This is a genomic window from Serratia sp. LACPHL-BACT-2024-00286, assembly GCF_043109535.1.
Taxonomy (GTDB): domain Bacteria; phylum Pseudomonadota; class Gammaproteobacteria; order Enterobacterales; family Enterobacteriaceae; genus Serratia; species Serratia sarumanii.
The window spans coordinates 954897-974789 of record NZ_JBICNA010000001.1; the positions used below are offsets into that span (position 1 = coordinate 954897).

At 62.5% G+C, this 19893-nt stretch carries 19 protein-coding genes; 9 read left to right on the forward strand and 10 right to left on the reverse strand.

Annotated features, from left to right (window positions below; translation table 11 throughout):
• The first annotated feature begins 64 nt into the window (after positions 1–64).
• The gene (locus tag ACF8MC_RS04460) at positions 65–364 is read left to right on the forward strand and encodes a DUF1161 domain-containing protein (RefSeq protein WP_033648229.1); all 300 of its coding nucleotides are present in this window, start codon (positions 65–67) and stop codon (positions 362–364) included.
• Between the two features lie 56 nt (positions 365–420).
• On the opposite strand, the gene ACF8MC_RS04465 is transcribed toward ACF8MC_RS04460, so the two are convergent.
• Complete coding sequence (locus ACF8MC_RS04465; protein WP_047567634.1) at positions 421–1908, reverse strand: MDR family MFS transporter; 1488 nt, start codon at positions 1906–1908, stop codon at positions 421–423.
• Between the two features lie 508 nt (positions 1909–2416).
• Here ACF8MC_RS04465 and ACF8MC_RS04470 point away from each other — a divergent pair.
• The 5 genes from ACF8MC_RS04470 to clcB all read left to right on the forward strand — a co-directional run bounded on the left by ACF8MC_RS04470 (position 2417) and on the right by clcB (position 7278).
• Positions 2417–3133 carry an ABC transporter permease gene (locus tag ACF8MC_RS04470; RefSeq protein ID WP_033638459.1) on the forward strand — a complete coding sequence of 239 codons (717 nt, stop codon included), beginning with the start codon at positions 2417–2419 and terminating at the stop codon, positions 3131–3133.
• A 64-nt stretch (positions 3134–3197) separates the two neighbouring features.
• Positions 3198–4055, forward strand: coding sequence for a glycine betaine ABC transporter substrate-binding protein (locus ACF8MC_RS04475; protein ID WP_223479913.1), 858 nt, complete (start codon positions 3198–3200; stop codon positions 4053–4055).
• A gap of 9 nt (positions 4056–4064) precedes the next feature.
• On the forward strand, positions 4065–4715 hold the full coding sequence (gene osmW / locus ACF8MC_RS04480; RefSeq protein ID WP_033638455.1) for an osmoprotectant ABC transporter permease OsmW: 651 nt from the start codon (positions 4065–4067) through the stop codon (positions 4713–4715).
• Positions 4712–5851, forward strand: coding sequence for an osmoprotectant ABC transporter ATP-binding protein OsmV (osmV, locus tag ACF8MC_RS04485; RefSeq protein ID WP_033638454.1), 1140 nt, complete (start codon positions 4712–4714; stop codon positions 5849–5851). The genes osmW and osmV overlap by 4 nt, the downstream gene beginning before the upstream one ends.
• A gap of 125 nt (positions 5852–5976) precedes the next feature.
• Positions 5977–7278 (forward strand): voltage-gated ClC-type chloride channel ClcB, encoded by a 1302-nt coding sequence (gene clcB, locus ACF8MC_RS04490; RefSeq protein ID WP_060430135.1) that lies wholly within the window; start codon positions 5977–5979, stop codon positions 7276–7278.
• On the opposite strand, the gene ACF8MC_RS04495 is transcribed toward clcB, so the two are convergent.
• On the reverse strand, positions 7275–7667 hold the full coding sequence (locus ACF8MC_RS04495; RefSeq protein ID WP_033648225.1) for a helix-turn-helix domain-containing protein: 393 nt from the start codon (positions 7665–7667) through the stop codon (positions 7275–7277). The genes clcB and ACF8MC_RS04495 overlap by 4 nt on opposite strands.
• Positions 7668–7735: 68 nt before the next feature.
• Between ACF8MC_RS04495 and ACF8MC_RS04500 the strand changes: the two genes are divergently transcribed.
• Entirely contained in the window at positions 7736–8230 is a 495-nt protein-coding gene (locus tag ACF8MC_RS04500; protein ID WP_126171199.1) for a DUF2938 family protein, read from the forward strand.
• Positions 8231–8236: 6 nt separating this feature from the next.
• Here ACF8MC_RS04500 and bioD read toward each other — a convergent pair whose 3' ends face one another.
• From bioD to ACF8MC_RS04515, 3 genes are all read right to left on the reverse strand, one after another.
• Entirely contained in the window at positions 8237–8902 is a 666-nt protein-coding gene (bioD, locus tag ACF8MC_RS04505) for a dethiobiotin synthase (RefSeq protein ID WP_033648223.1), read from the reverse strand.
• Positions 8903–9046: 144 nt separating this feature from the next.
• Complete coding sequence (locus ACF8MC_RS04510) at positions 9047–10264, reverse strand: ROK family transcriptional regulator (RefSeq protein ID WP_004938526.1); 1218 nt, start codon at positions 10262–10264, stop codon at positions 9047–9049.
• A gap of 159 nt (positions 10265–10423) precedes the next feature.
• Positions 10424–11314 carry a LysR substrate-binding domain-containing protein gene (locus tag ACF8MC_RS04515; protein ID WP_033638441.1) on the reverse strand — a complete coding sequence of 297 codons (891 nt, stop codon included), beginning with the start codon at positions 11312–11314 and terminating at the stop codon, positions 10424–10426.
• A 147-nt stretch (positions 11315–11461) separates the two neighbouring features.
• On the opposite strand from ACF8MC_RS04515, the gene ACF8MC_RS04520 reads away from it, so the two are divergent.
• Entirely contained in the window at positions 11462–12730 is a 1269-nt protein-coding gene (locus ACF8MC_RS04520; RefSeq protein ID WP_031300458.1) for an MFS transporter, read from the forward strand.
• 51 nt (positions 12731–12781) lie between these two features.
• Here ACF8MC_RS04520 and ACF8MC_RS04525 read toward each other — a convergent pair whose 3' ends face one another.
• Both ACF8MC_RS04525 and ACF8MC_RS04530 read right to left on the reverse strand, forming a co-directional pair.
• Positions 12782–14068 (reverse strand): glycoside hydrolase family 10 protein, encoded by a 1287-nt coding sequence (locus ACF8MC_RS04525; protein ID WP_164105132.1) that lies wholly within the window; start codon positions 14066–14068, stop codon positions 12782–12784.
• A gap of 118 nt (positions 14069–14186) precedes the next feature.
• The gene (locus tag ACF8MC_RS04530; protein ID WP_049196818.1) at positions 14187–15983 is read right to left on the reverse strand and encodes a glycoside hydrolase family 3 protein; all 1797 of its coding nucleotides are present in this window, start codon (positions 15981–15983) and stop codon (positions 14187–14189) included.
• 332 nt (positions 15984–16315) lie between these two features.
• Between ACF8MC_RS04530 and tus the strand changes: the two genes are divergently transcribed.
• A complete protein-coding gene (gene tus / locus ACF8MC_RS04535; protein WP_164105126.1) occupies positions 16316–17254 on the forward strand; it encodes a DNA replication terminus site-binding protein in 939 nt (312 codons plus the stop codon).
• Here tus and ACF8MC_RS04540 read toward each other — a convergent pair.
• The 3 genes from ACF8MC_RS04540 to fumC all read right to left on the reverse strand — a co-directional run bounded on the left by ACF8MC_RS04540 (position 17244) and on the right by fumC (position 19851).
• Entirely contained in the window at positions 17244–17612 is a 369-nt protein-coding gene (locus ACF8MC_RS04540; RefSeq protein WP_101426865.1) for a VOC family protein, read from the reverse strand. The two genes, tus and ACF8MC_RS04540, sit on opposite strands and share 11 nt — an antisense overlap.
• Before the next feature lie 90 nt (positions 17613–17702).
• Positions 17703–18392 (reverse strand): YafY family protein, encoded by a 690-nt coding sequence (locus ACF8MC_RS04545; RefSeq protein ID WP_049234461.1) that lies wholly within the window; start codon positions 18390–18392, stop codon positions 17703–17705.
• A 61-nt stretch (positions 18393–18453) separates the two neighbouring features.
• The gene (fumC, locus tag ACF8MC_RS04550) at positions 18454–19851 is read right to left on the reverse strand and encodes a class II fumarate hydratase (RefSeq protein WP_164105125.1); all 1398 of its coding nucleotides are present in this window, start codon (positions 19849–19851) and stop codon (positions 18454–18456) included.
• Between the last annotated feature and the right edge of the window lie 42 nt (positions 19852–19893).

Below are 19893 nucleotides of genomic sequence, written 5' to 3' on the forward strand. Positions count from 1 at the left end.
TGAAACCCGGCCGCCATTACTGCTATCCTGTTACAGGAAGTCCATTGTCTAAAAGGATGACGTGATGAAGAAAACGCTGATATTAACCGCTGTCTTGCTGGCCGGCGCGCCGTTGGCGGCTCTGGCCTCCTGCGAAAGCGTGAAAGCGGACATTTCGCAGAAAATCATCAATAACGGCGTTCCGGAGTCCGGCTTCAAACTGGAGATCGTGCCTAACGATCAGGCCGATCAAGCGGGCGGCCAAGTGGTCGGCCACTGCGAAAACGACACCCAGAAGATCGTCTATACCCGCCTGAACAATGGCGACGATCGCGGTGACGCGGCGCAGACCGGCAGCAGCCAGGATACCTCCAACACGCAGTAAGCCGCATCGGCTATCCAGGGCGCAGTTCATTCACAGCCGCGCCCTTTACTTTTCCCTTACGCCTGCTCCGCCTCTTCCCCTTCGCCCTGCGGCCGACAACGCGCCGGGATCAGCATCGCCGCCGCCAACGCCAGCAACGACACCAACGCCGACGCCAGGAACACCCAATGCAGCGAAGCCGCCACCTGCTGGATCAGCTGCGCCAGCGCTTCGCTTCCCATGCTCTGCCGCACCGCCGGCTCCATCAGCCGCTGCACCGGATCGTCAACCTCCGGCAAACGCCACTGCAGGTTGAGGTTCAGCGTGGCGCCCAAAATCGCAGTGCCGATGGCCGAACCCACCATGCGGGTAAACACCGTACAGGCAGTGGCGATGCCGCGAATGCTGTAATGCGCCGCGTTCTGCACCGACACTAAAAACGTGGTGTTGCACAACCCCATGCCGGCGCCGACCATAAACGCCGCCACCCGCCCCCACAGCAGGCCGCCGGTCGGCTGCAGCATCAGCAGGATCAGGCCGCCCGCCACCAACAGCAGCGCACCCAGCAACGCCGTCGCGCGGTACGAGGTCATCAGCATCAAACGGCCGCTCAGCGTGCTGGCCAGCGGCCAACCGATCGACATCAGCGCCAGCGTGGTGCCCGCCTCCAGCGGCGAGCCGCCCATTACGCCCTGAATGAAAGTAGGCAGGAAGGCGCTGATGCCCATCATCGCCGCGCCGATCACCAGCCCGCCGATGTTGCCGGCGACGATCACCCGGCTTTGCCACAGCGCCAGCGGGAACAGCGGTTCGACCGCGCGCCGCTCCTGGCGGACAAGCAGCGCCAGCGACGCCGCCGCCAGCGCGAGCAACGGCGCCACCCACCATCCCAGGCTTTCCATCTGCAACAGCGCGAGCAGCAGCGCCGAAACAAACAGCGTCAGCCAGGCGGTGCCCGCCAGATCCAGCGCGTGCCGCCGCAGCTGCTGATGCGCCGGCAGATAGCGCCAGAGGAAGAACATCGCCAGCAGGCCGATCGGCAGGTTGACCCAGAAAACCAGCGCCCACGGCAGGTGCTGCACGATAAACGCCCCCAGCAGCGGGCCGATGATCGCCGACACGCCCCACACGCTCGACAGGTAGCCCATCACCTTCGGCCGCTCGGTGGCGCTGTAGATGTCGCCGATGATGGTGGAGGCGATCGGCATGATGGCGCCGGCGCCCAGCCCCTGCAGCAGACGGAAGCCGATCAGCCAATACATGTCGGGGGCGAAGCCGCACAGCACCGATCCCAGCAGGAACAGCGTGGCGCCGAAGAAGAACACCCGCTTGCGGCCGTAGAGATCCGCCAGCCGGCCGTAGATGGGAATGGTGATCGCCTGCGCCAGCAAATAGACCGCGAACACCCAGCCCAGCAGCGAAAAGCCGCCGAGATCGCCGATGATGGTCGGCATGGCGGTGGCGACGATGGTGGCTTCGATCGCCGACATGAACATCGCCAGCATGCAGGCGATCAGGATCAGCGGGCGGTGGGCGATGGGTGCGGGTGAAACGTTATTTGTCATGGCGTTATGCAGGCTTCCTGGCGTTTTTATTTTCCCTGAGTATATCAGCAAGCGTCTGCGCCGAGTCTATCCGCCCTCACATCCTGCCTTTGCCGGCGGCGAATCGCACCATTTGGACTGATTGTTACGGCGTAACGTTTTGCTGCGGATTTTTTTTACTTTCCACGCATCCCAGCGCTGACGCGGTCTGCGGCGCCAATCTGGGCAAACTCAATCAGCTGATTTTGTTCATAAAACTTGGCACGCTCAACGACAGGGTGCTATACCTTCCCTAGCCGGCGCCTTTGGGCTTCGTGCTTTCTCGGGTTTAAATATCAGTATCTTATGCTGATTAACTCACGTATTGAGCCTACGTTCAGCACGCTGTGCCGAACGCACCCTTCGCTCAATCTCGCTAACCTCATGCGAAACGCCCGTTTTGTACCGCCACGCCCGCCGGGCAGTGGGTAACAATCAGAGCGGAATGCGCCGCCTATCGGCCGCTCCGCGCAACGGAGGACGCAACATCATGCACAAGTCAGCGCCATACCGGCGCCTGCTCCTCGGGAGCCTGCTGTTTATCGCCGTCGTCGCGCTGCTGGTTTACGGCATCGGCTGGGAAACCCTCAAGTCGCGCCGGGAAGATTTGATTTACCTCGGCCAGCAGCACATGTTCCTGGTGGCGTGCTCCATGCTGCTGTCGCTGCTGGTCGGCATTCCCAGCGGCATCCTGCTGAGCCGCCCTTTCGCCCGCCGCTGGGCGGAGCACGTGATGCAGATCTTTAACGTCGGCAACACCCTGCCGCCGCTGGCGGTGCTGGCGCTGGCGATGGTGATCATCGGCATCGGCGACCGGCCGGCGGTGGTGGCGCTGTTCCTCGCCTCGCTGCTGCCCATCGTGCGCAATACCTATGCCGGCCTGCGTTCGGTGCCGCCGGCGCTGGTCGAGGCCGCCAACGGTATTGGCATGACCGCCGGGCAGCGGCTGCGACAGGTCGAACTGCCCAACGCCCTGCCGGTGATCTTCGCCGGGGTGCGCATCGCAATGGCGATCAACGTCGGCACCGCGCCGCTGGCATTTTTGATCGGCGCCAGCAGCTACGGCGAACTGATCTTCCCCGGCATCTACCTGAACGACTTCCCGACGCTGATCCTCGGCGCCGCCGCCACCGCGCTGATCGCCCTGCTGCTCGATCTGGCGCTGGCCGGTCTCGGCCGCCGGCTCAGCCCGCACACCGCATCCTGATGGGAGAAACGCGATGACTCGATGGTTACAACGCCTCCGCCACGCGCTGCTGTTCTCCTTGCTGATGACCGGCGCGGCCGCCTGGGCCGCCCCGCTGACGCTGGCGAGCAAGAACTTCACCGAACAGCGCATTCTGTCGGCGATCACCGTGCAATACCTGCGGGCCAAAGGTTTTCAGGTCGAACCCAAGACCAATCTGGCCACGGTGATCACCCGCAACGCCATGATCAACAAACAGATCGACATGACCTGGGAATACACCGGCACCTCGCTGATCATCTTTAACCACATCAATAAGCGCATGACGCCGCAGGAAACTTACGACACGGTGAAAAAGCTCGACGCCAAACTCGGCCTGGTGTGGCTGCAGCCGGCGGACATGAACAACACCTACGCCTTCGCCATGCAGCGCCAGCGCGCGGAAAAAGAGCAGATTCGCACCATGTCGCAGCTGGTGGCCAAAGTGGAACAGGTGCGTAGAACCGACCCGAAACACAACTGGCTGCTGGGGCTGGATCTGGAGTTTGCCGGCCGCTCGGACGGCCTGAAGCCGATGCAGGCGCTGTACGACATGCCGCTCGATCGTCCGCAAATCCGCCAAATGGACCCCGGCCTGGTCTACAACGCCATCCGCGACGGCTTCGTCGACGCCGGGCTGGTGTACACCACCGACGGCCGGGTGAAAGGCTTCGATCTGCAGGTGCTCGAAGACGACAAGGGTTACTTCCCGAGCTATGCGGTCACGCCGGTGGTGCGCGCCGACGTGTTGCAAAACACGCCGGGGCTGGAAGAGGCGCTGAACACGCTGTCGAAACAGTTCAACAATCAGGTGATCACCGAGCTTAACGCCAGGGTGGATATCGACTACCAGACGCCGCAACAGGTCGCCGACGCGTTCCTCAAGCAGCGCGGCCTGATTTAGGGAGGCATGATGAATACCATACTTTACGCTTGGCAAAACTGGGCCTATATCGCCGGATTGACGCTGGAACACCTGCTGCTGGTCGGCGTCGCCGTCGGCCTGGCGATCCTGATCGGCGTGCCGCTCGGCGTGCTGATCGTCCGCCACAAATGGCTGGCGACGCCGGTGCTGAGCCTGGCCACGCTGGTGCTGACCGTGCCCTCCATCGCCCTGTTCGGGCTGATGATCCCGCTGTTTTCCTTAATCGGCCACGGCATCGGCTACGTGCCGGCGATCACCGCGGTGTTCCTTTACTCGCTGCTGCCAATCGTGCGCAACACCCACACCGCGCTCGACAACCTGCCCGGCGGGCTGCGCGAAGCCGGCCGCGGCATCGGCATGACGTTCTGGCAACGCCTGCGCTGGGTGGAGATCCCGGTGGCGCTGCCGGTGATCTTCGGCGGCATCCGCACCGCCGTGGTGATGAATATCGGCGTGATGGCGATCGCCGCGGTGATCGGCGCCGGCGGCCTCGGCCTGCTGCTGCTCAACGGCATCAGCAGCAGCGACATTCGCCAGTTGATTACCGGCGCCGTGATGATCAGCCTGCTGGCGATCGTCCTCGATTGGTTATTGCACCGCTTGCAAATTGCGCTAACGCCCAAGGGGATCCGCTCATGATTAAATTGGAAAATCTGACCAAACAGTTCATGCAAAAGAACGGCACGCCGTTCAACGCCGTCGACAACATCAATCTGGACGTGCCGGAAGGCGAAATCTGCGTGCTGCTCGGCCCTTCCGGCTGCGGCAAAACCACCACGCTCAAGATGATCAACCGCCTGATCGAACCCACCGGCGGCACCATTCTGGTCAACGGCGAAGACACCAGCGCGCTGGATACCGTCAGCCTGCGCCGCAAAATCGGCTACGTCATCCAGCAGATCGGCCTGTTTCCCAACATGACCATCGAGGAGAACATCACCGTGGTGCCGCGCATGCTGGGCTGGGACAAAAAACGCTGCCACGATCGCGCCGAGGAGCTGATGAGCATGGTGGCGCTGGATCCCAAGCGTTTTTTGCACCGCTACCCGAAAGAGATGTCCGGCGGGCAGCAGCAGCGCATCGGCGTGATCCGCGCGCTGGCGGCCGATCCACCGGTGCTGCTGATGGATGAACCCTTCGGCGCAGTGGATCCGATCAACCGCGAAACCATCCAGAACGAGTTTCTCGACATGCAGCGCCAGTTGAAAAAGACCGTGATGCTGGTGAGCCACGACATCGACGAAGCGCTGAAGCTCGGCGATCGCATCGCGGTGTTCCGCCAAGGCAAAATCGTGCAGAACGCCAGCGCCGATGAGCTGCTGGCGCGGCCGGCCAACGACTTCGTCGCTTCCTTTGTCGGCCAGGATCGCACGCTGAAGCGCCTGCTGCTGGTGCAGGCCGGCGACGTGGCCGATCAACAGGAAACGGTGACGGTGCGGCGGGAGACGCCGCTAGTGGAAGCGTTCGGGCTGATGGACGATATCGACGCCCGCTCGGTGACGGTGGTGGACGCCGACGGCAAGCCGCTAGGGTACGTCAAGCGCCGCGAGGCGCGCGGCGCGCCGGGCGTCTGCGCCGACAGCCTGCACCATTTCCGCGTCACCGCCCGTGCGGAGGAGAACCTGCGCGTGGTGCTGTCGAAGCTGTACGAGCACAACACCTCCTGGATGCCGATCGTCGATGAAGACGGCCGCTACAGCGGCGAAATCTCGCAGGATTATATCGCCGACTACCTCAGCTCCGGCCGCACGCGCCGGGTGCTGACGCCGCAATAACCCACGCCGGGGCGCTCGCCGCCCCGCCCACGCCGCAGTTTGCTAAAGATTCACTGGTCATCGGCCGGAGCGCCAAGCACAATGCGCTGATGACCCTTTGATTTTTCTCACGACGCCGCCCACGCATGAAAAGATTGGTCCACCTGCACCACTATCGCGCCCTGTTGCGCAGCCTGTTTATCGCCGTGTTCATCGGCGTCGCCGCCGCTCTGGCGGTGTGGCTGTTCCACCGTTCGATGATTGGCCTCGAGTGGCTGCTGCTCGGCAATGCCGACGGCAGCCTGGTGGCCGCCGCCGCCGCGCTGCCCGGCTGGCGGCGCGCCCTCACTCCGGCGCTGGGCGGGCTGGCGGCGGGCCTGCTGCTGTATATGCATCAGCGCTACCGCCACCAGCGCCCGGCGGCGCCCACCGACTATATGGAAGCGATCGAGACCGGCAACGGCAAGCTGGACACCGGCGCCAGCCTGGTGAAGTGCCTGGCGTCGCTGCTGGTGGTGTCGAGCGGCAGCGCCATCGGCCGCGAAGGCGCGATGATCCTGCTGGCGGCGCTGGTGGGCTCGCTGTTCGCCCAGCGCTTTACGCACGAGAAAGAGTGGAAACTGTGGGTGGCCTGCGCCGCCGCCGCCGGGATGGCCAGCGCCTATCATGCGCCGCTGGCGGGCAGCCTGTTTATCGCCGAGATCCTGTTCGGCACCCTGATGCTGGCCTCGCTCGGCCCGGTGGTGATCGCCGCGGTCAGCGCCCTGCTGATGACCAACCTGCTCAACGGCGGCCAGGCGCCGCTCTATCTGGTGACGCCGCTCGCCGCCCCCTTGCCGACGCAATACCTGCTGATGGCGCTGGTCGGCGTGGTGGCCGGCGCCGGCGGGCCGCTGTTTTTATGGCTGATGACCGCCACCGGCCGCGCGTTCCGTTCGCTGCGGTTGAAGCCGCCGTTGCAGCTGGCGCTGGGCGGCCTGATCGTCGGGCTGCTTTCTCTGCTGTTCCCGCAGGTGTGGGGCAATGGTTACAGCGTGGTACAGGCGCTGCTGATCGCGCCGCCGGGGGTATTGCTGCTGGGGGCGATCCTGGTGTGCAAACTGTTGGCGATCCTCGCCAGCAGCGGGTCGGGCGCGCCGGGCGGGGTCTTCACCCCGACGCTGTTCGTCGGCGCCGCGCTCGGTTCGATCATCGGTCAGCTGTTTGGCCTGTGGCCGGGCATGGATGCGGCGGTGCCGCTGCTGCTGGCGCTGACCGGCATGGCCACCCTGCTGGCCGCCACCACCCATGCGCCAATCATGGCGGCGCTGATGGTGTTTGAAATGACCGGCGAATACGCGCTGCTGCCCGGCATTCTGCTCTCGTGCGTGATCGCCACCACCGTGTCGCGCGGTCTGCGGCCGGTGTCGGTGTATCACTCGGCGCCGCCGCCCAAACGCGAGGCTTAGAACTCGCCCTGCTGCAGGATTTTCCTGAACTGCGGGCACTGCAGGTGCTCGGGTTCAGGGCAATCGACCATGTGGCGCAGCCCGTCGCGCACCTGCATCAGGCGTTGGATATGGCGATCCAGTTCATCCGCCCGCGCCGCCAGCAGCCCGCGATCGAGCGCTATCTTGCCCCGTTCGTCAAACAAGGCGCTCATCTCGTCCAGCGTAAAACCGGCCAGGCGCGCCAGCGCGATCAGCCGCAGTTGGTCAAGCACGCCGGCGGCGTATTGGCGGCGCAAACCGTGGCGGCCCGTCGACGCGATCAGCCCTTTCTTCTCGTAATGCCGCAGCGCGGAAGGCGCGACTCCGCTCAGGCGCGCCACCGCGCCGATATCCAGTTCTTTTGCCATTGACTTGAAGCCGACTTTAAGTTGCACACTGTGCGCACATTATCACGTCACTGAGCCAAGGACACCCTATGACCCCCGATCTGCTAGTGCGCATCCTGTTAACCGGCGCCGGCGCCACCCTCTGTATGGATCTGTGGGCGCTGCTGCTGAAGCGGCGCTTCGACATCCCTTCTCTCGATTATGCGCTGGTGGGCCGTTGGTTTCTCGGCATGTTCGACGGCCGCTGGTTTCACGCCACCATCGTTACGGCGCCGCCGCGCCGGGGGGAGAGAGAAATCGGCTGGATATTGCATTACGCCATCGGCATCGCGTTTGCCTTTATCCCGCTCGGGTTGGCGGGCAGCGAGTGGTATGCGACGCCGGAGCCGCTCATCGCGCTGTTGAGCGGCTGGCTGAGCCTGGCGGCGCCGTTTCTGGTGATGCAGCCCGCGCTGGGCTTTGGCGTGGCGGCGGCGAAAACCGCCTACCCGCGAAAAGCGCGGCTCCTCAGCCTGCTCACCCACACGGTATATGGGCTGGGCCTGCTGATCGCCGCCCGGCTGTTGGCGACGCTCTGCGTCTGAGCGAGCTTACAGCAGCGTGGAAATATCGAGGTAGTGCGCCAGTTCGCGCTGCTCCGCGCGCGGCAGATACGGAATTTCACCCAGCAGCGGCGCGGGAATGCGCTGCTGCAGCGCCGTGATGGTTTCGGCATAGTGCGCCAACCCCGGGTTGATGCGGTTGGCGACCCAGCCCAGCAGCGGCAGACCGTCGTTGATGATCGACTGCGCGGTCAGCAGCGCGTGGCTGACGCAGCCCAGTTTGATGCCCACCACCAGCACCACCGGCAGCTGTTCCTGCACCACCCACTCGGCGTAAGGCCGCAGATCGTTCATCAGCACCCGCCAACCGCCGCTGCCTTCCACCACCACCGTGTCGGCTTTGGCGGACAGATCGCGCAGACCGCTGCTCATCACGCCATAGTTGATGTCCTCGGTTGCATGCGCGTGAAACACCTCATCCAGGCAGGTGATGGGATTGATCTCCTCGTAGGACAGCGGCAGGGTTGAGGTGGCCTGCAACACCAAAGCGTCTTTATTGCGGATGCCCTCACTGGTTTCCTGGCAGCGTGCGGCGATCGGCTTGTAGCCGGCCACCGAACGGCCATCGGCGGCCAGCGCCTGCATCAACCCGCGGGAAACCACGGTTTTACCGACGTCGGTATCCGTGCCTGTCACAAATAAACGCTTCAACATGAATAAAATGCCCCAGAATGCCCCGTTAACAATGTGTCGCCGCACCGGCGGCGAAGAAGTCTTGCGGAAAAATTCTAGGGGATGCGCCCTCATAGGGGCTTGAGGTAGCTCAATCTTTTGCGGGATTAATAAGAAGTTCTGATGTTAGCCCTGCAGCAGCTGCACCAGCAATGAACCGTTGTACAGCGCCTCTTTCACCAGCGCCGCGCCGGGCATGGTGCCCTGATTGAAGAACTGCGTGGATTCGACCTTGACCTGCTCGCTGTAGGCCGGCAGCGCCTGCTGGCGAATGCAGGAGGCGATGGCCGGATGCAGGATCTCCGCCGCGCGGTTGAGCGGCGAGCCCACCAGGATCTTCTCCGGATTGAACAGGTTGACCATGATAGCCAGAATGCGCCCCACGCTGTGGCCGACGCCGAGGATGATGTCCCGCGCCAGCTGATCGCCCGCCAGCGCGGCGTCGCACAGTGATTCGACGGTCAGCGGCGCGCCGTGCAGGCTGGAGCTCATCGAGCCGCTCAGCCGCTGCTGGGCGATCTCCAGCATGTTCTCGATGCTGGCCACGGTCTCGAGACAGCCGTGGTTGCCGCAGTAGCAGCGTTTGCCGTAAGGATCGACCTGGGTGTGGCCGATCTCCACCACGCTGTGGCTGCCGGCGTGCAGCACATGGCCGCCGGTGATCACCCCGGCGCCGACGTTGTGGTCGATCACCACCTGAATGACGTTCTGGCTGCCGCGCGAGGCGCCGTACAGCGCCTCGGCCATGGTCCAGGCGCTGATGTCGTGCTGCAGGTAAACCGGCAGGCCGGTGCGGGTTTCCAGCGCCGGGCCGAGCGGCATCTCCAGCACGTCGTAAAACGGCATGCGATGCACCACGCCGGACTGCACGTCGATCATGCCCGGCAGCGTGATGGCGATCGCCGTCAGCCGCTCCAGCTTGCTTTGGTGGCGGATAAAGAACTGATCGACTTCGGTCAGGATGCGTTTCAACAGCGGTTCGGGGTGTTCGGCCGCCAGCGGCAGCTGTTCCTCCACCACCAGTTTGCTGCTGAGATCGCGCAGCGCCAGCGTGATGCTGCCGCGGCTGATGCGGGCGGACAGGTAATGCCAGGCTTCGGTGTCCAGCACCAGGCCCACCGCCGGGCGGCCCCGGCTGCCGATTTCCTGGTACTCGGTTTCCTTGACCAGGTGGGCTTCCAGCAGTTCGCGCACGATCTTGGTGATGCTGGCGGGCGCCAGCTGCGCGCGTTTTGACAGTTCGATGCGCGAAATCGGGCCCAGTTGATCGATTAGCCGATAAACCGCCCCCGCATTAGTCTGCTTGATTTGATCGATATGCCCAGGCTGCCCAACCGCAATCACAAACCTGCTCCTACTATTTTTCGCGCTTCTAAATAAAGACTAGGGGTTATGGTGGGGCTTTTGTCATACAGCGTCAACTATTTGATTCGTTATGTGATTTGCTGCACAAATTCCTCGCAATTTCAGCGTGAATCGAGTTTTATTTACCCGGTTTCGGCGTCATTTGAGCATCAACGCCATCAACGCCTGCGCCGCAGCGGTCAGCGGCCGCCGGCGGTGATGCACCAGCCACACTTCGGTGGTGGCATCGGGTTCCGCCAGCGGCAGATAGCGCACGCCGTCCACCCGCACCCGGGCGAAAGAGGCCGGCAGAATCGACACCCCCAACCCGGCGGAAACCAGCCCGATAATGGTCATCGCTTCGCCCACTTCCTGGGTGATGTACGGAGTTATGCCGGCCTTGCCGAGCAGCAGCAGAATTTCGTCGTACAGCGCGGTGCCCACTTCGCGCGAGAAGAACACGAACGGCTCCTGCGCCAAATGTTGAAACCGCAGCGCGCCGCCGGGCGTTTCCGCCAGCGGATGCCCTTGCGGCACCACCGCCACCAGCGGTTCGCGCAGCAGCAGCTGATAGTGAAGCGCCTCCGGCAGCCGCGTGTTGCGCATCACCCCCAGATCCAGCTCACCGTTCAGCAGCGGTTCGATCTGCTGTTTGGTGTTGATTTCGCGCATTTTGATATGCACCTGCGGCGAGTGCTGACGAAAGGCGCGCAGGCTGCGCGACACCACGCCGATAAAGGGCGCGGAAGAGGTAAAGCCGATGGTCATTTCCCCCAGTTCACCGCGATCCAGACGCGCCGCCTTTTCCGCCGCGCGCCCGACCTGATCGAGCACCTGATAGGCTTCTTTGAGGAACATCTCCCCGGCCTGGGTCAAACTGACGTTGCGGTTGTTGCGCGCCAGCAGCCGCGCGCCGACCATCTCCTCCAGCGCCTGGATTTGCTGGCTGAGCGGCGGCTGGGAGATGCGCAGCCGTTCGGCGGCGCGGCCAAAATGCAGCTCTTCCGCCACGGCGATAAAGTAACGCAGGTGCCTCAATTCGATATTCATATTTAAAACGTCTTAATTTTAATTATTAATATATTAGACAAAAAAATCGCCGCTCCCTATCATTTTGTTATCTGCAAAGTGTCTGTTTATCTCCCCGACGTTCGGTAAGGAAACGCTGTGACAACCCCTGTGCGTTCTGCGGCCGCGATGCCGTCGACGCTGGCCGCCAACGATGACGCGGCCGCTGCGCCAAAAGTAAAACGCTCCACCCTCAACAACAAACTCCCCTACATCGAACGCGGCACGCCGCAGTTTATGCGCGTAACGCTGGCGCTGTTTTCCGCCGGGCTGGCGACCTTCGCGCTGCTCTACTGCGTGCAGCCGATCCTGCCGGTGCTGTCGCAAGATTTCGGCGTCTCGCCGGCGGAAAGCAGCCTGTCGCTCTCGGTCTCCACCGGCCTGCTGGCGATCGGCCTGATGTTCACCGGGCCGCTGTCCGACGCCATCGGCCGCAAATCGGTGATGGTGGTGGCGTTGCTGCTGGCGGCGGTCTGCACGCTGATCTGCGCCTTTATGACCAGCTGGCACGGCATCTTGCTGATGCGTGCGCTGATCGGCCTGTCGCTGAGCGGCGTGGCGGCGGTCGGCATGACCTATCTCAGCGAAGAGATCCATCCCAGCTTCGTCGCCTTCTCGATGGGGCTGTATATCAGCGGCAACTCGATCGGCGGCATGAGCGGCCGCCTGGTGACCGGGGTGTTGACCGACTTCTTCTCCTGGCGCGTGTCGCTCGGGGTCATCGGCCTGTTCGCCCTCGCCGCCGCCTGCATGTTCTGGCGCATCCTGCCCGCCTCGCGGCATTTTCGCGCCAGCTCGCTGCGCCCGCGCACCCTGCTGATCAATTTCAAACTGCATTGGCACGATAAAGGCCTGCCGCTGCTGTTCGCGGAAGGTTTCCTTCTGATGGGCAGCTTCGTCACCCTGTTCAACTACATCGGCTATCGCCTGCTGGCGGATCCTTACCACCTGAGCCAGGCGATCGTCGGCCTGCTGTCGGTGGTGTACCTCACCGGCTCCTACAGCTCTCCCAAGGCCGGCGCGCTCACCTCGCGCTTCGGGCGCGGCCCGGTGCTGCTGGCCTCGATCGTAATTATGCTGATCGGGATTCTGATTACCGCGCTGCCGCAGGTGCCGGCGATCTTTATCGGCATGATGCTGTTCACCGCCGGCTTTTTCGCCGCCCACTCGGTGGCCAGCAGCTGGATCGGCCGCCGCGCGCGCCGCGCCAAAGGCCAGGCGTCGTCGCTATATCTGTTCTGCTATTACGTCGGCTCGAGCGTGGCCGGCACCCTCGGCGGCGTGTTCTGGCACAGTTTCGGCTGGAATGGCGTGGCGGCGTTCATCAGCCTGATGCTGCTGCTGGCGCTGCTGGTGGTGCATTACCTGAAACGCCTGCCGGAAGCGGCGCGCCTTTGAAGAGAAAAAGCCGCGGTGGTTTGCCGCGGCTTGTCATGCCAGTGCCTGTGATTATTGACCGGTTTTCCAGCGGGTGCGCAGGTACTCCACCGCCTTATCCGTTTGCGGCTCAGTCAGATAGCGCTGCCGGAACAGGATGGTTCCCCCCATTCCCGGCAGGCTTTCGTTGAGATCGAGCTGCCTTTTCAGTTCGGGAACGCCGCCCTCGACGGCCCAGGCCGGCTCGCCGGCGGCAGGCGTGCCTACTTTATACAGCGCCACCCCGGCATAGAGCCGAACCGACGTGCCTTTCACCACCTCGGCCCACCAGTTGGCCAGCACGTCGTAGCGGACAATTTCACGATCAAAAGGCCAATACAGCTGCGGTGCGAGGTAATCGAGCAGCCCCAGTTTTACCCACTGGCGCGTATCGGCATAGGCCGTATCATACGATGGCGCGCCTGCCCGCGTCGCCGAACCGTCAGGATCGTCCGCTTTGTTTCGCCATACGCCCGCCGGGCTGACGCCAAACGCAACCTCGGGCTTCAATGCTTTGACGGCGGCTGACACCTGTTTTATCAATTGCAGCGTGTTGTCTCTGCGCCAGGCGGCTTTGTCTGCAAATCCTTTGCCGTATGCGCGATACGTTCGTTCATCATCCAGCGGCGATTGCGGCGTTTCGTAATAGAAATAATCGTCAAACTGAATGCCGTCGACATCGTAGTTTTTGACTATTTCAGCCACCACGCCGGTGATCCAGTTGCGCACGTCGGGCAGGCCGGGATCGAGCACGAAGCGCTCGTTGGCGGTGCGTATCCAGTCGGGATGCAGCGCATAGACGCTGGCCGGCGGCGACTGCAGCGTATGATTGAGTGCCTCAATCGTCTGTGGGCGGGTATTCATGGAAACCCGATAAGGGTTCAGCCAGGCATGCACCTTAATGCCGCGCCGGTGCGCTTCTTGCAGCATAAAGGCCAGCGGATCATAGCCGGGATCCTGGCCAACGGTGCCGGTCAACACCTCAGACCAGGGCAAGATGTTTGAGCGCCACAGGGCCGTGCCGTCCGGTTTAACCTGAAAATAGACCGTGTTAATCCCGGTTTTCACCATCTCGTCCAGCGCGTCCCTCACCCCCTGTTTCTGCTGGCAAACCCGCTCTTGCGCGGTTTCCGCCTTCAGGGAGGCCGCCGGCGGCCAGTCCAGGCCAATGACCGTGGCCAGCCAGATGCCCCGCATCGGTGTTATCGGCGGTGTCGGCCGCGGGGGCTTCTCCGGTTCGGGTGGCTTGGCGCAACCGCTCACGCCCAGCATGGCGGCCATCAACAGCCATCCGCCTAATTTTGTTGCGCCTGTCGGCATCCTGATTCTCCTTCCGTGAGTGACGGTTATCCCATGTCGTTGCGTGCAGAGCAAGAAACTGCCCGCTATCAAGCTGCCGGCGTCGCCTTTTTCAGACGACGCCGGTGTCCTTATCCCATCACCAGCTCAGCCCCGTGCCGCGAGGGAACGCCACCTTGCCCGTATTGGTTTCTGCATCGTAGTCATGCCAGGTGTTGACCGGCAATTTGCCCTGCGGTTTGATTTTACCCGTCAGCACCTGCGCCAAAGAGACCATCGAAGGGCCGCGCCACACGCCGCTGTCATAACCGTAGTAGGCGTAGGTGGCGACGGCCGCCTCCACCTCTGCGGCATAGTTCACGATATCGTAAGGGGCACGCAGTGAGAGGTGAACGCGTTTTTTCCCCTGCTCGGCAGCGTATTTCAACCAGCCCGGATAAGGGCTGCCGTCATTGCCCGCTCCGGTTGCGGAAGTCACCACCCCATCCTGCTCGGCAGGCGTAAAGCGGGTTGACAGCGTTCCGAGCAGGAACACGTCGCAGCCGGCAATATGCTCTCTGATCTGGGCATCGCTCAGTTCCGTTTCCTTCGCGGCAACGACGTTCTGATACCCCTCCTGCGCCATCACGCGCGCAATGCCGTTGGCCTGCTCGCCCCACGGGGTCAAAATAAAGTAGCGCAGCGTTTTGTCCTTCAACGGCAACAGGCTGTGGCGATTGATCACCACGGTAATGGAGCGATCGGCGATGCGTTTTTCCAGCTTGTGCGCTGAGGACGAAGCGTCGTTGGAACAGGGATGATCGCGATGCCCCATCAGGTTATGGCGTAATTTGAGGCGCAAAATTCGCTCGACCGAGGCATCGATATCGGCTTCGTTGAGATGGCCCGTTTTCACCCTGTCCGCAAGGTAACGGATCAGATCCGGCAGCAAGCGCGCCTGGGCCGGCGAAGCGATGCTGACAGGCATCAGGGCAATATCCACCCCGGCGGCAAAGACGTTTTCAGCGGCCGCTTGCTGGCTGAAATGCTCTGCAATCGCGCCCATATCCAGCGCGTCTGAAATCGTTACGCCGGCATACCCCAACTCATTGCGCAGGATCTGGGTCTGAATTTCATGCGACATGGTGGCCGGCACCGTGATTTTTTCACCGCTGCGGGTGTCTATCTGGCGGTTATCCAGTGCCGGATACTGAATATGGGCGGTCATGACCATGTCCGGCGCCGCGCAGCGATCGATGGCCTGCTTGTAAGGGGCGATATCGATGGCAAAAGCCTCTTCCTGCGTGCGATCGACGCGCGGCAAACCGGTATGCGAGTCGGTCGAGGTGCTGCCATGGCCGGGGAAGTGCTTGTAAGCGGTGATCAGCCCCTGCTGTTTCATGCCCGCCACCATTTTCTCTGCCAGACGGGAAACGGTGTTCTTATCATCGCTGAAGGCGCGAACGTTAATCACCGGATTGAACGGGTTGGTGTTGACGTCCACGACCGGGGCAAAGTTGGTATTGATATGCAACGCGCGCATATCCTGGGCCATCAGTTTGCCTTGTTCAACGGCGAGATGTTTATCCGCACCGCCCTCAATCGCCGCTGCGAGCGCCATATTGCCGGGAAATGAGGCATAGTCGCCGCGCGGCAGCCGGAAAACGTTACCGCCTTCGTTGTCGGTGCCAATAAACAAACGAATGCCCGCGTGGGTTTTCATCGCGGCATACCAGGCCGTCAACGTGTTGATCTGCTGCTTGTCTTTCAGATTATTGGCAAACAGGATCACCCCACCCACGTGGTTATCGGCGATCAGCTTGCCAATGGCTTCATCGGGAACGGTCATATCCTGATTGCTGCTACCGCTCCGATCCCAGTAGCGAAAATCCAGCATGATTTTTTGCCCGATTTTCTCTTCCAGCGTCATGTTTTTGACTTTCTGTTTAATATCCACAGTGAACCTCCGTTTAAAGCGCCCGTTAATGACAGAAGAAAAGATAACCCCAAGGGCTCATCGCGTCCTGCCATTCCGTTTGTTCCAGCGTTTGGACAACGGCGTGCGGAAAATGGATTAAACAAAACACAAACGAACAGGATAAAATCCATAAATGAATCAAAACACTACGTATACAGAGTGTATTGCGTGCCCTGCCGCCAAAGACCGTTATGGCGTATTTTCCGCTGATAAGCCGGGTGGCCAATGAAGCCGCCTTTTCCCCGGTAGCCTATGTTGCCCCCAGTCTGCTACTCTTCTATAGTATGTTGTAACTAAAATAGGAGGGTGCGATGAGCAGATACGATGTGATTGGCCGGATGAACGCCTGCTTTAGCGAACTGGAGCAGGCGCTCGGCGCGCTGCAGCAGCAGATCGCCCCGCTGCGGTTGCTGGCGGCGCGGGTGTTCAGCCTGCCGGAGGTTGAAAAAGGCCAGGAACATCAGGCCATCTCACATATCGCGGTCGAACAGCATGTGGGGCAAGCGGCGCGCGATCTGGCGCTGGAGCACTATCAGCGGCTGTTTATCCACCATAACCGGGAGAATGTCAGCAGCAAGGCCGCCGTTCGCCTGCCCGGCGTCATCTGTCTGGCGGTGGAGCAGCCGGAGTATCAGGCGCTGCAAACGCAGCTGGCGCTGATCAATCGCCTGAAGGGCGAGCTGGAACAGATTATCACCGTCGATTCCGGCCTGGCGCCGGAGCAGCGTTTCGAGTTCGTGCACACCCATCTGCACGGGCTGATTACCCTCAGCGCCTATCGCACCCTCACCGCCCTGACCAATCCCGACTCCGTGCGCTTCGGCTGGGCCAACAAGCACATCATCAAAAACGTCAAGCGGGACGACATCCTGGCGCAGCTGGAGAAAAGCCTGAAAGCCGGCCGCGCGGTGCCGCCGCACAGCCGTGAACAGTGGGCTGCCCTGGTCAGCCGCGAGATAGACGACGTCAGCCGCCTGCCGCAGCACGCGACGCTGAAAATCAAGCGGCCGGTCAAAGTGCAGCCGATCGCCCGGGTGTGGTATCAGCAGCAGCAAAAACAGGTGCAACACCCCTGCCCGCTGCCGCTGATCGCCCTGTGTCAGGTTGAAAACGGCGCCGCGGTGCCGAAGATTGGCGAGCTGCTCAACTACGACGTCGACGCAGTGAAACACCGTTACAAACCCGACGCCCGGCCGCTGCGGCTGCTGGTACCACGCCTGTACCTGTATACCGACGACGCTACTCGCTGAGGGCATACACCCGCAGGCGATGGCCGTCCGGATCCTGCGCCACGAAGGTGTAACCGAACGCCATCTCGGTCGGCGTTTGCTCAATCGGCAGCCCGAGTTCGCGCCACTGGTTATAGCGCGCCTCGACCTCTTGCGGATCCTGGCACAAAAAGCCCAGTTCACCGCCGCCGCCGGTCAGGGTCGCCGCAGGTTTTACCCCCTGTTTGGCCCACATCCCCAGCTTAAAGCCGTTGTTGAGCACGAACAGGGCGAAGCCGGGAGAAAGTTCCACCGGCGCCTGTCCCAGTAAGCGTTGATAAAAGGCGGCGCTGTTCAGCGGGTTGTCGACGTAAAGCAGGGTCATGCTGGGAAGAGTCATCGGTCTGTCCTCTGGGTGATGGGAACCGGCCGGTTCCCGATAGGCACAGACTAAAGCGCGCGGCTGACAGTTTATGGCAGCAGCGTGCCGCTATTGCTCCGCAATGCCCTCGCTGAGGCGCCACTCTTTCAGCAGCCGCCGCCGGCCGCGCGGATAGCGCTGTTCCAACGGCGTAGCGGCCTGAATGCGATCGAGGCGAAAATGGCGAAACGCCTGGCGCAGCTCGCACCAGGCGACCAGCACCTGGAGCTGGTCGAAAAAGCCCAGCGCAAAGGGCCACAGCAGGCGTTCGCTGCGCTGCCCCGCCAGATCGAGATAGTCGATATGCAGCTTGCGCTCGCGGCGGATGGTGTCACGGATCAGCACCCGCAGCTCATCTGCCACCGGCGGTGCCTGAACCGGCGCGATCAATAGCGTGTTGGCCTCCAGCTCCTCCCGCAGCGCCGGCGGCAGCACGGCGGCGATCTTGGCCAGCGCCTGGCCCGCCGCGCTCGCCAGCTGGCTGTCGCCGCGGCGGCTGACCCAGCGCATGCCCAGCACCAACGCTTCTGTCTCCGCCTGCGAGAACATCAGCGGCGGCAGCATAAAGCCGGGGCGCAGCACATAGCCGACGCCCGCCTCGCCGGCGATCTCCGCCCCCTGCTGCTGCAGCGTAGCGATATCGCGGTACAGCGTGCGCATGCTGATGCCCAGCGTCTGCGCCAGCGCATGGCCCGCCACCGGATAACGGTGGCTGCGCAGCAGCTGCATCAGATCGAGTAAACGTTGTGCGCGCGACATCTTGATTTCTCCACAAAAAAAGGGCTTACCTCAGTAAGCCCCCGGTTGCCTCACAGATCAATCATTTCTGCATGCTGCCGACCATCGCTTCCGGCCGCACCCACTCGTCGAACTGCGCTTCGGTCAGGTAGCCGAGCTTCAGCGCCGCGGCTTTCAGCGTCAGCCCTTCCTTGTGCGCTTTCTTGGCGATTTCCGCCGCCTTGTCGTAGCCGATGTGGGTGTTGAGCGCCGTCACCAGCATCAGCGATTCGTTCAGCAACTGGGTGATGCGATCGCGGTTCGGTTCGATGCCCACCGCGCAGTGCTCGTTGAAGCCCTGCATGCTGTCGGCCAGCAGGCGAATCGACTGCAGGTAGTTGTGGATCACCATCGGGCGGAACACGTTCAGCTCGAAGTTGCCGGAAGCGCCGCCGATGTTTACCGCCACGTCGTTGCCCAGCACCTGGGCGCACAGCATGGTCATCGCCTCGCACTGGGTCGGGTTGACCTTGCCCGGCATGATGGAACTGCCCGGTTCGTTCTCCGGGATCGAAATCTCGCCGATGCCGCAGCGCGGGCCGGAAGCCAGCCAGCGCACGTCGTTGGCGATCTTCATCAGCGAGGCCGCCAGCCCTTTCAGCGCGCCATGCCCTTGCACCAGCGCGTCGCAGGTCGCCAGCGCTTCGAACTTGTTCGGGGCGGTGACGAACGGCTGATGGGTCAACTCCGCCAGCGCTTTAGCCACGCGCACCGCGTACTCCGGATGGGTGTTCAGGCCGGTGCCGACCGCCGTGCCCCCCAGCGCCAGCTCGGCGATGTGCGGGATACTGTCCTCGATGTGTTTCAGATTGTGCGCCAGCATCGCCGCCCAACCGGAGATCTCCTGCCCCAGTGTCAGCGGCGTGGCGTCCTGCAGATGGGTGCGGCCGATTTTGACGATGTCGCGGTAGGCTTCAGCCTTGTCGCTCAGCGTCTTGTGCAGCACTTTCAGCTCGGGGATCAGATGTTCGCGCAGCGCAATCACCGCCGCCACGTGCATCGCGGTGGGAAACACGTCGTTGGAGCTTTGGCTTTTATTGACGTCGTCGTTCGGGTGCACCTTGCGCTCTTCACCGCGCACGCCGCCCAGCAGCTCGCTGGCGCGGTTGGCCAACACTTCGTTCATGTTCATGTTGGTCTGGGTGCCGGAACCGGTTTGCCAGATCGACAGCGGGAACTGGTCGGCATGGCTGTCCGCCAGCACTTCGTCGGCGGCGCTGATAATGGCGGCGCCCCGTTCGGCCGGCAGCAGCCCCAGATCCACGTTCACCTGCGCGGCGGCGCGCTTGGTCAACGCCAGCGCGTGGATCAGCGCGGTCGGCATCTTTTCGGAGGAAATGCGGAAATGCGCCAACGAACGCTGGGTTTGCGCGCCCCACAGCTTGTCGGCCGGTACTTCGATGGGGCCCATAGAGTCTTTTTCGATACGAACGCCTGCCATCATTATCTCCTTAGCATAATTCCTAAAATCGTAGGGTTAGGC

Excerpts from the sequence above, each read along its gene's own strand:
- ACF8MC_RS04460 (WP_033648229.1), top strand. The coding sequence starts at position 65 with ATGAAGAAAACGCTGATATTAACCGCTGTCTTGCTGGCCGGCGCGCCG.
- ACF8MC_RS04465 (WP_047567634.1), bottom strand. The coding sequence starts at position 1,908 with ATGACAAATAACGTTTCACCCGCACCCATCGCCCACCGCCCGCTGATC.
- ACF8MC_RS04470 (WP_033638459.1), top strand. The coding sequence starts at position 2,417 with ATGCACAAGTCAGCGCCATACCGGCGCCTGCTCCTCGGGAGCCTGCTG.
- ACF8MC_RS04475 (WP_223479913.1), top strand. The coding sequence starts at position 3,198 with ATGACCGGCGCGGCCGCCTGGGCCGCCCCGCTGACGCTGGCGAGCAAG.
- osmW (WP_033638455.1), top strand. The coding sequence starts at position 4,065 with ATGAATACCATACTTTACGCTTGGCAAAACTGGGCCTATATCGCCGGA.
- osmV (WP_033638454.1), top strand. The coding sequence starts at position 4,712 with ATGATTAAATTGGAAAATCTGACCAAACAGTTCATGCAAAAGAACGGC.
- clcB (WP_060430135.1), top strand. The coding sequence starts at position 5,977 with ATGAAAAGATTGGTCCACCTGCACCACTATCGCGCCCTGTTGCGCAGC.
- ACF8MC_RS04495 (WP_033648225.1), bottom strand. The coding sequence starts at position 7,667 with ATGGCAAAAGAACTGGATATCGGCGCGGTGGCGCGCCTGAGCGGAGTC.
- ACF8MC_RS04500 (WP_126171199.1), top strand. The coding sequence starts at position 7,736 with ATGACCCCCGATCTGCTAGTGCGCATCCTGTTAACCGGCGCCGGCGCC.
- bioD (WP_033648223.1), bottom strand. The coding sequence starts at position 8,902 with ATGTTGAAGCGTTTATTTGTGACAGGCACGGATACCGACGTCGGTAAA.
- ACF8MC_RS04515 (WP_033638441.1), bottom strand. The coding sequence starts at position 11,314 with ATGAATATCGAATTGAGGCACCTGCGTTACTTTATCGCCGTGGCGGAA.
- ACF8MC_RS04520 (WP_031300458.1), top strand. The coding sequence starts at position 11,462 with ATGCCGTCGACGCTGGCCGCCAACGATGACGCGGCCGCTGCGCCAAAA.
- ACF8MC_RS04525 (WP_164105132.1), bottom strand. The coding sequence starts at position 14,068 with ATGCCGACAGGCGCAACAAAATTAGGCGGATGGCTGTTGATGGCCGCC.
- tus (WP_164105126.1), top strand. The coding sequence starts at position 16,316 with ATGAGCAGATACGATGTGATTGGCCGGATGAACGCCTGCTTTAGCGAA.
- ACF8MC_RS04540 (WP_101426865.1), bottom strand. The coding sequence starts at position 17,612 with ATGACTCTTCCCAGCATGACCCTGCTTTACGTCGACAACCCGCTGAAC.
- ACF8MC_RS04545 (WP_049234461.1), bottom strand. The coding sequence starts at position 18,392 with ATGTCGCGCGCACAACGTTTACTCGATCTGATGCAGCTGCTGCGCAGC.
- fumC (WP_164105125.1), bottom strand. The coding sequence starts at position 19,851 with ATGGCAGGCGTTCGTATCGAAAAAGACTCTATGGGCCCCATCGAAGTA.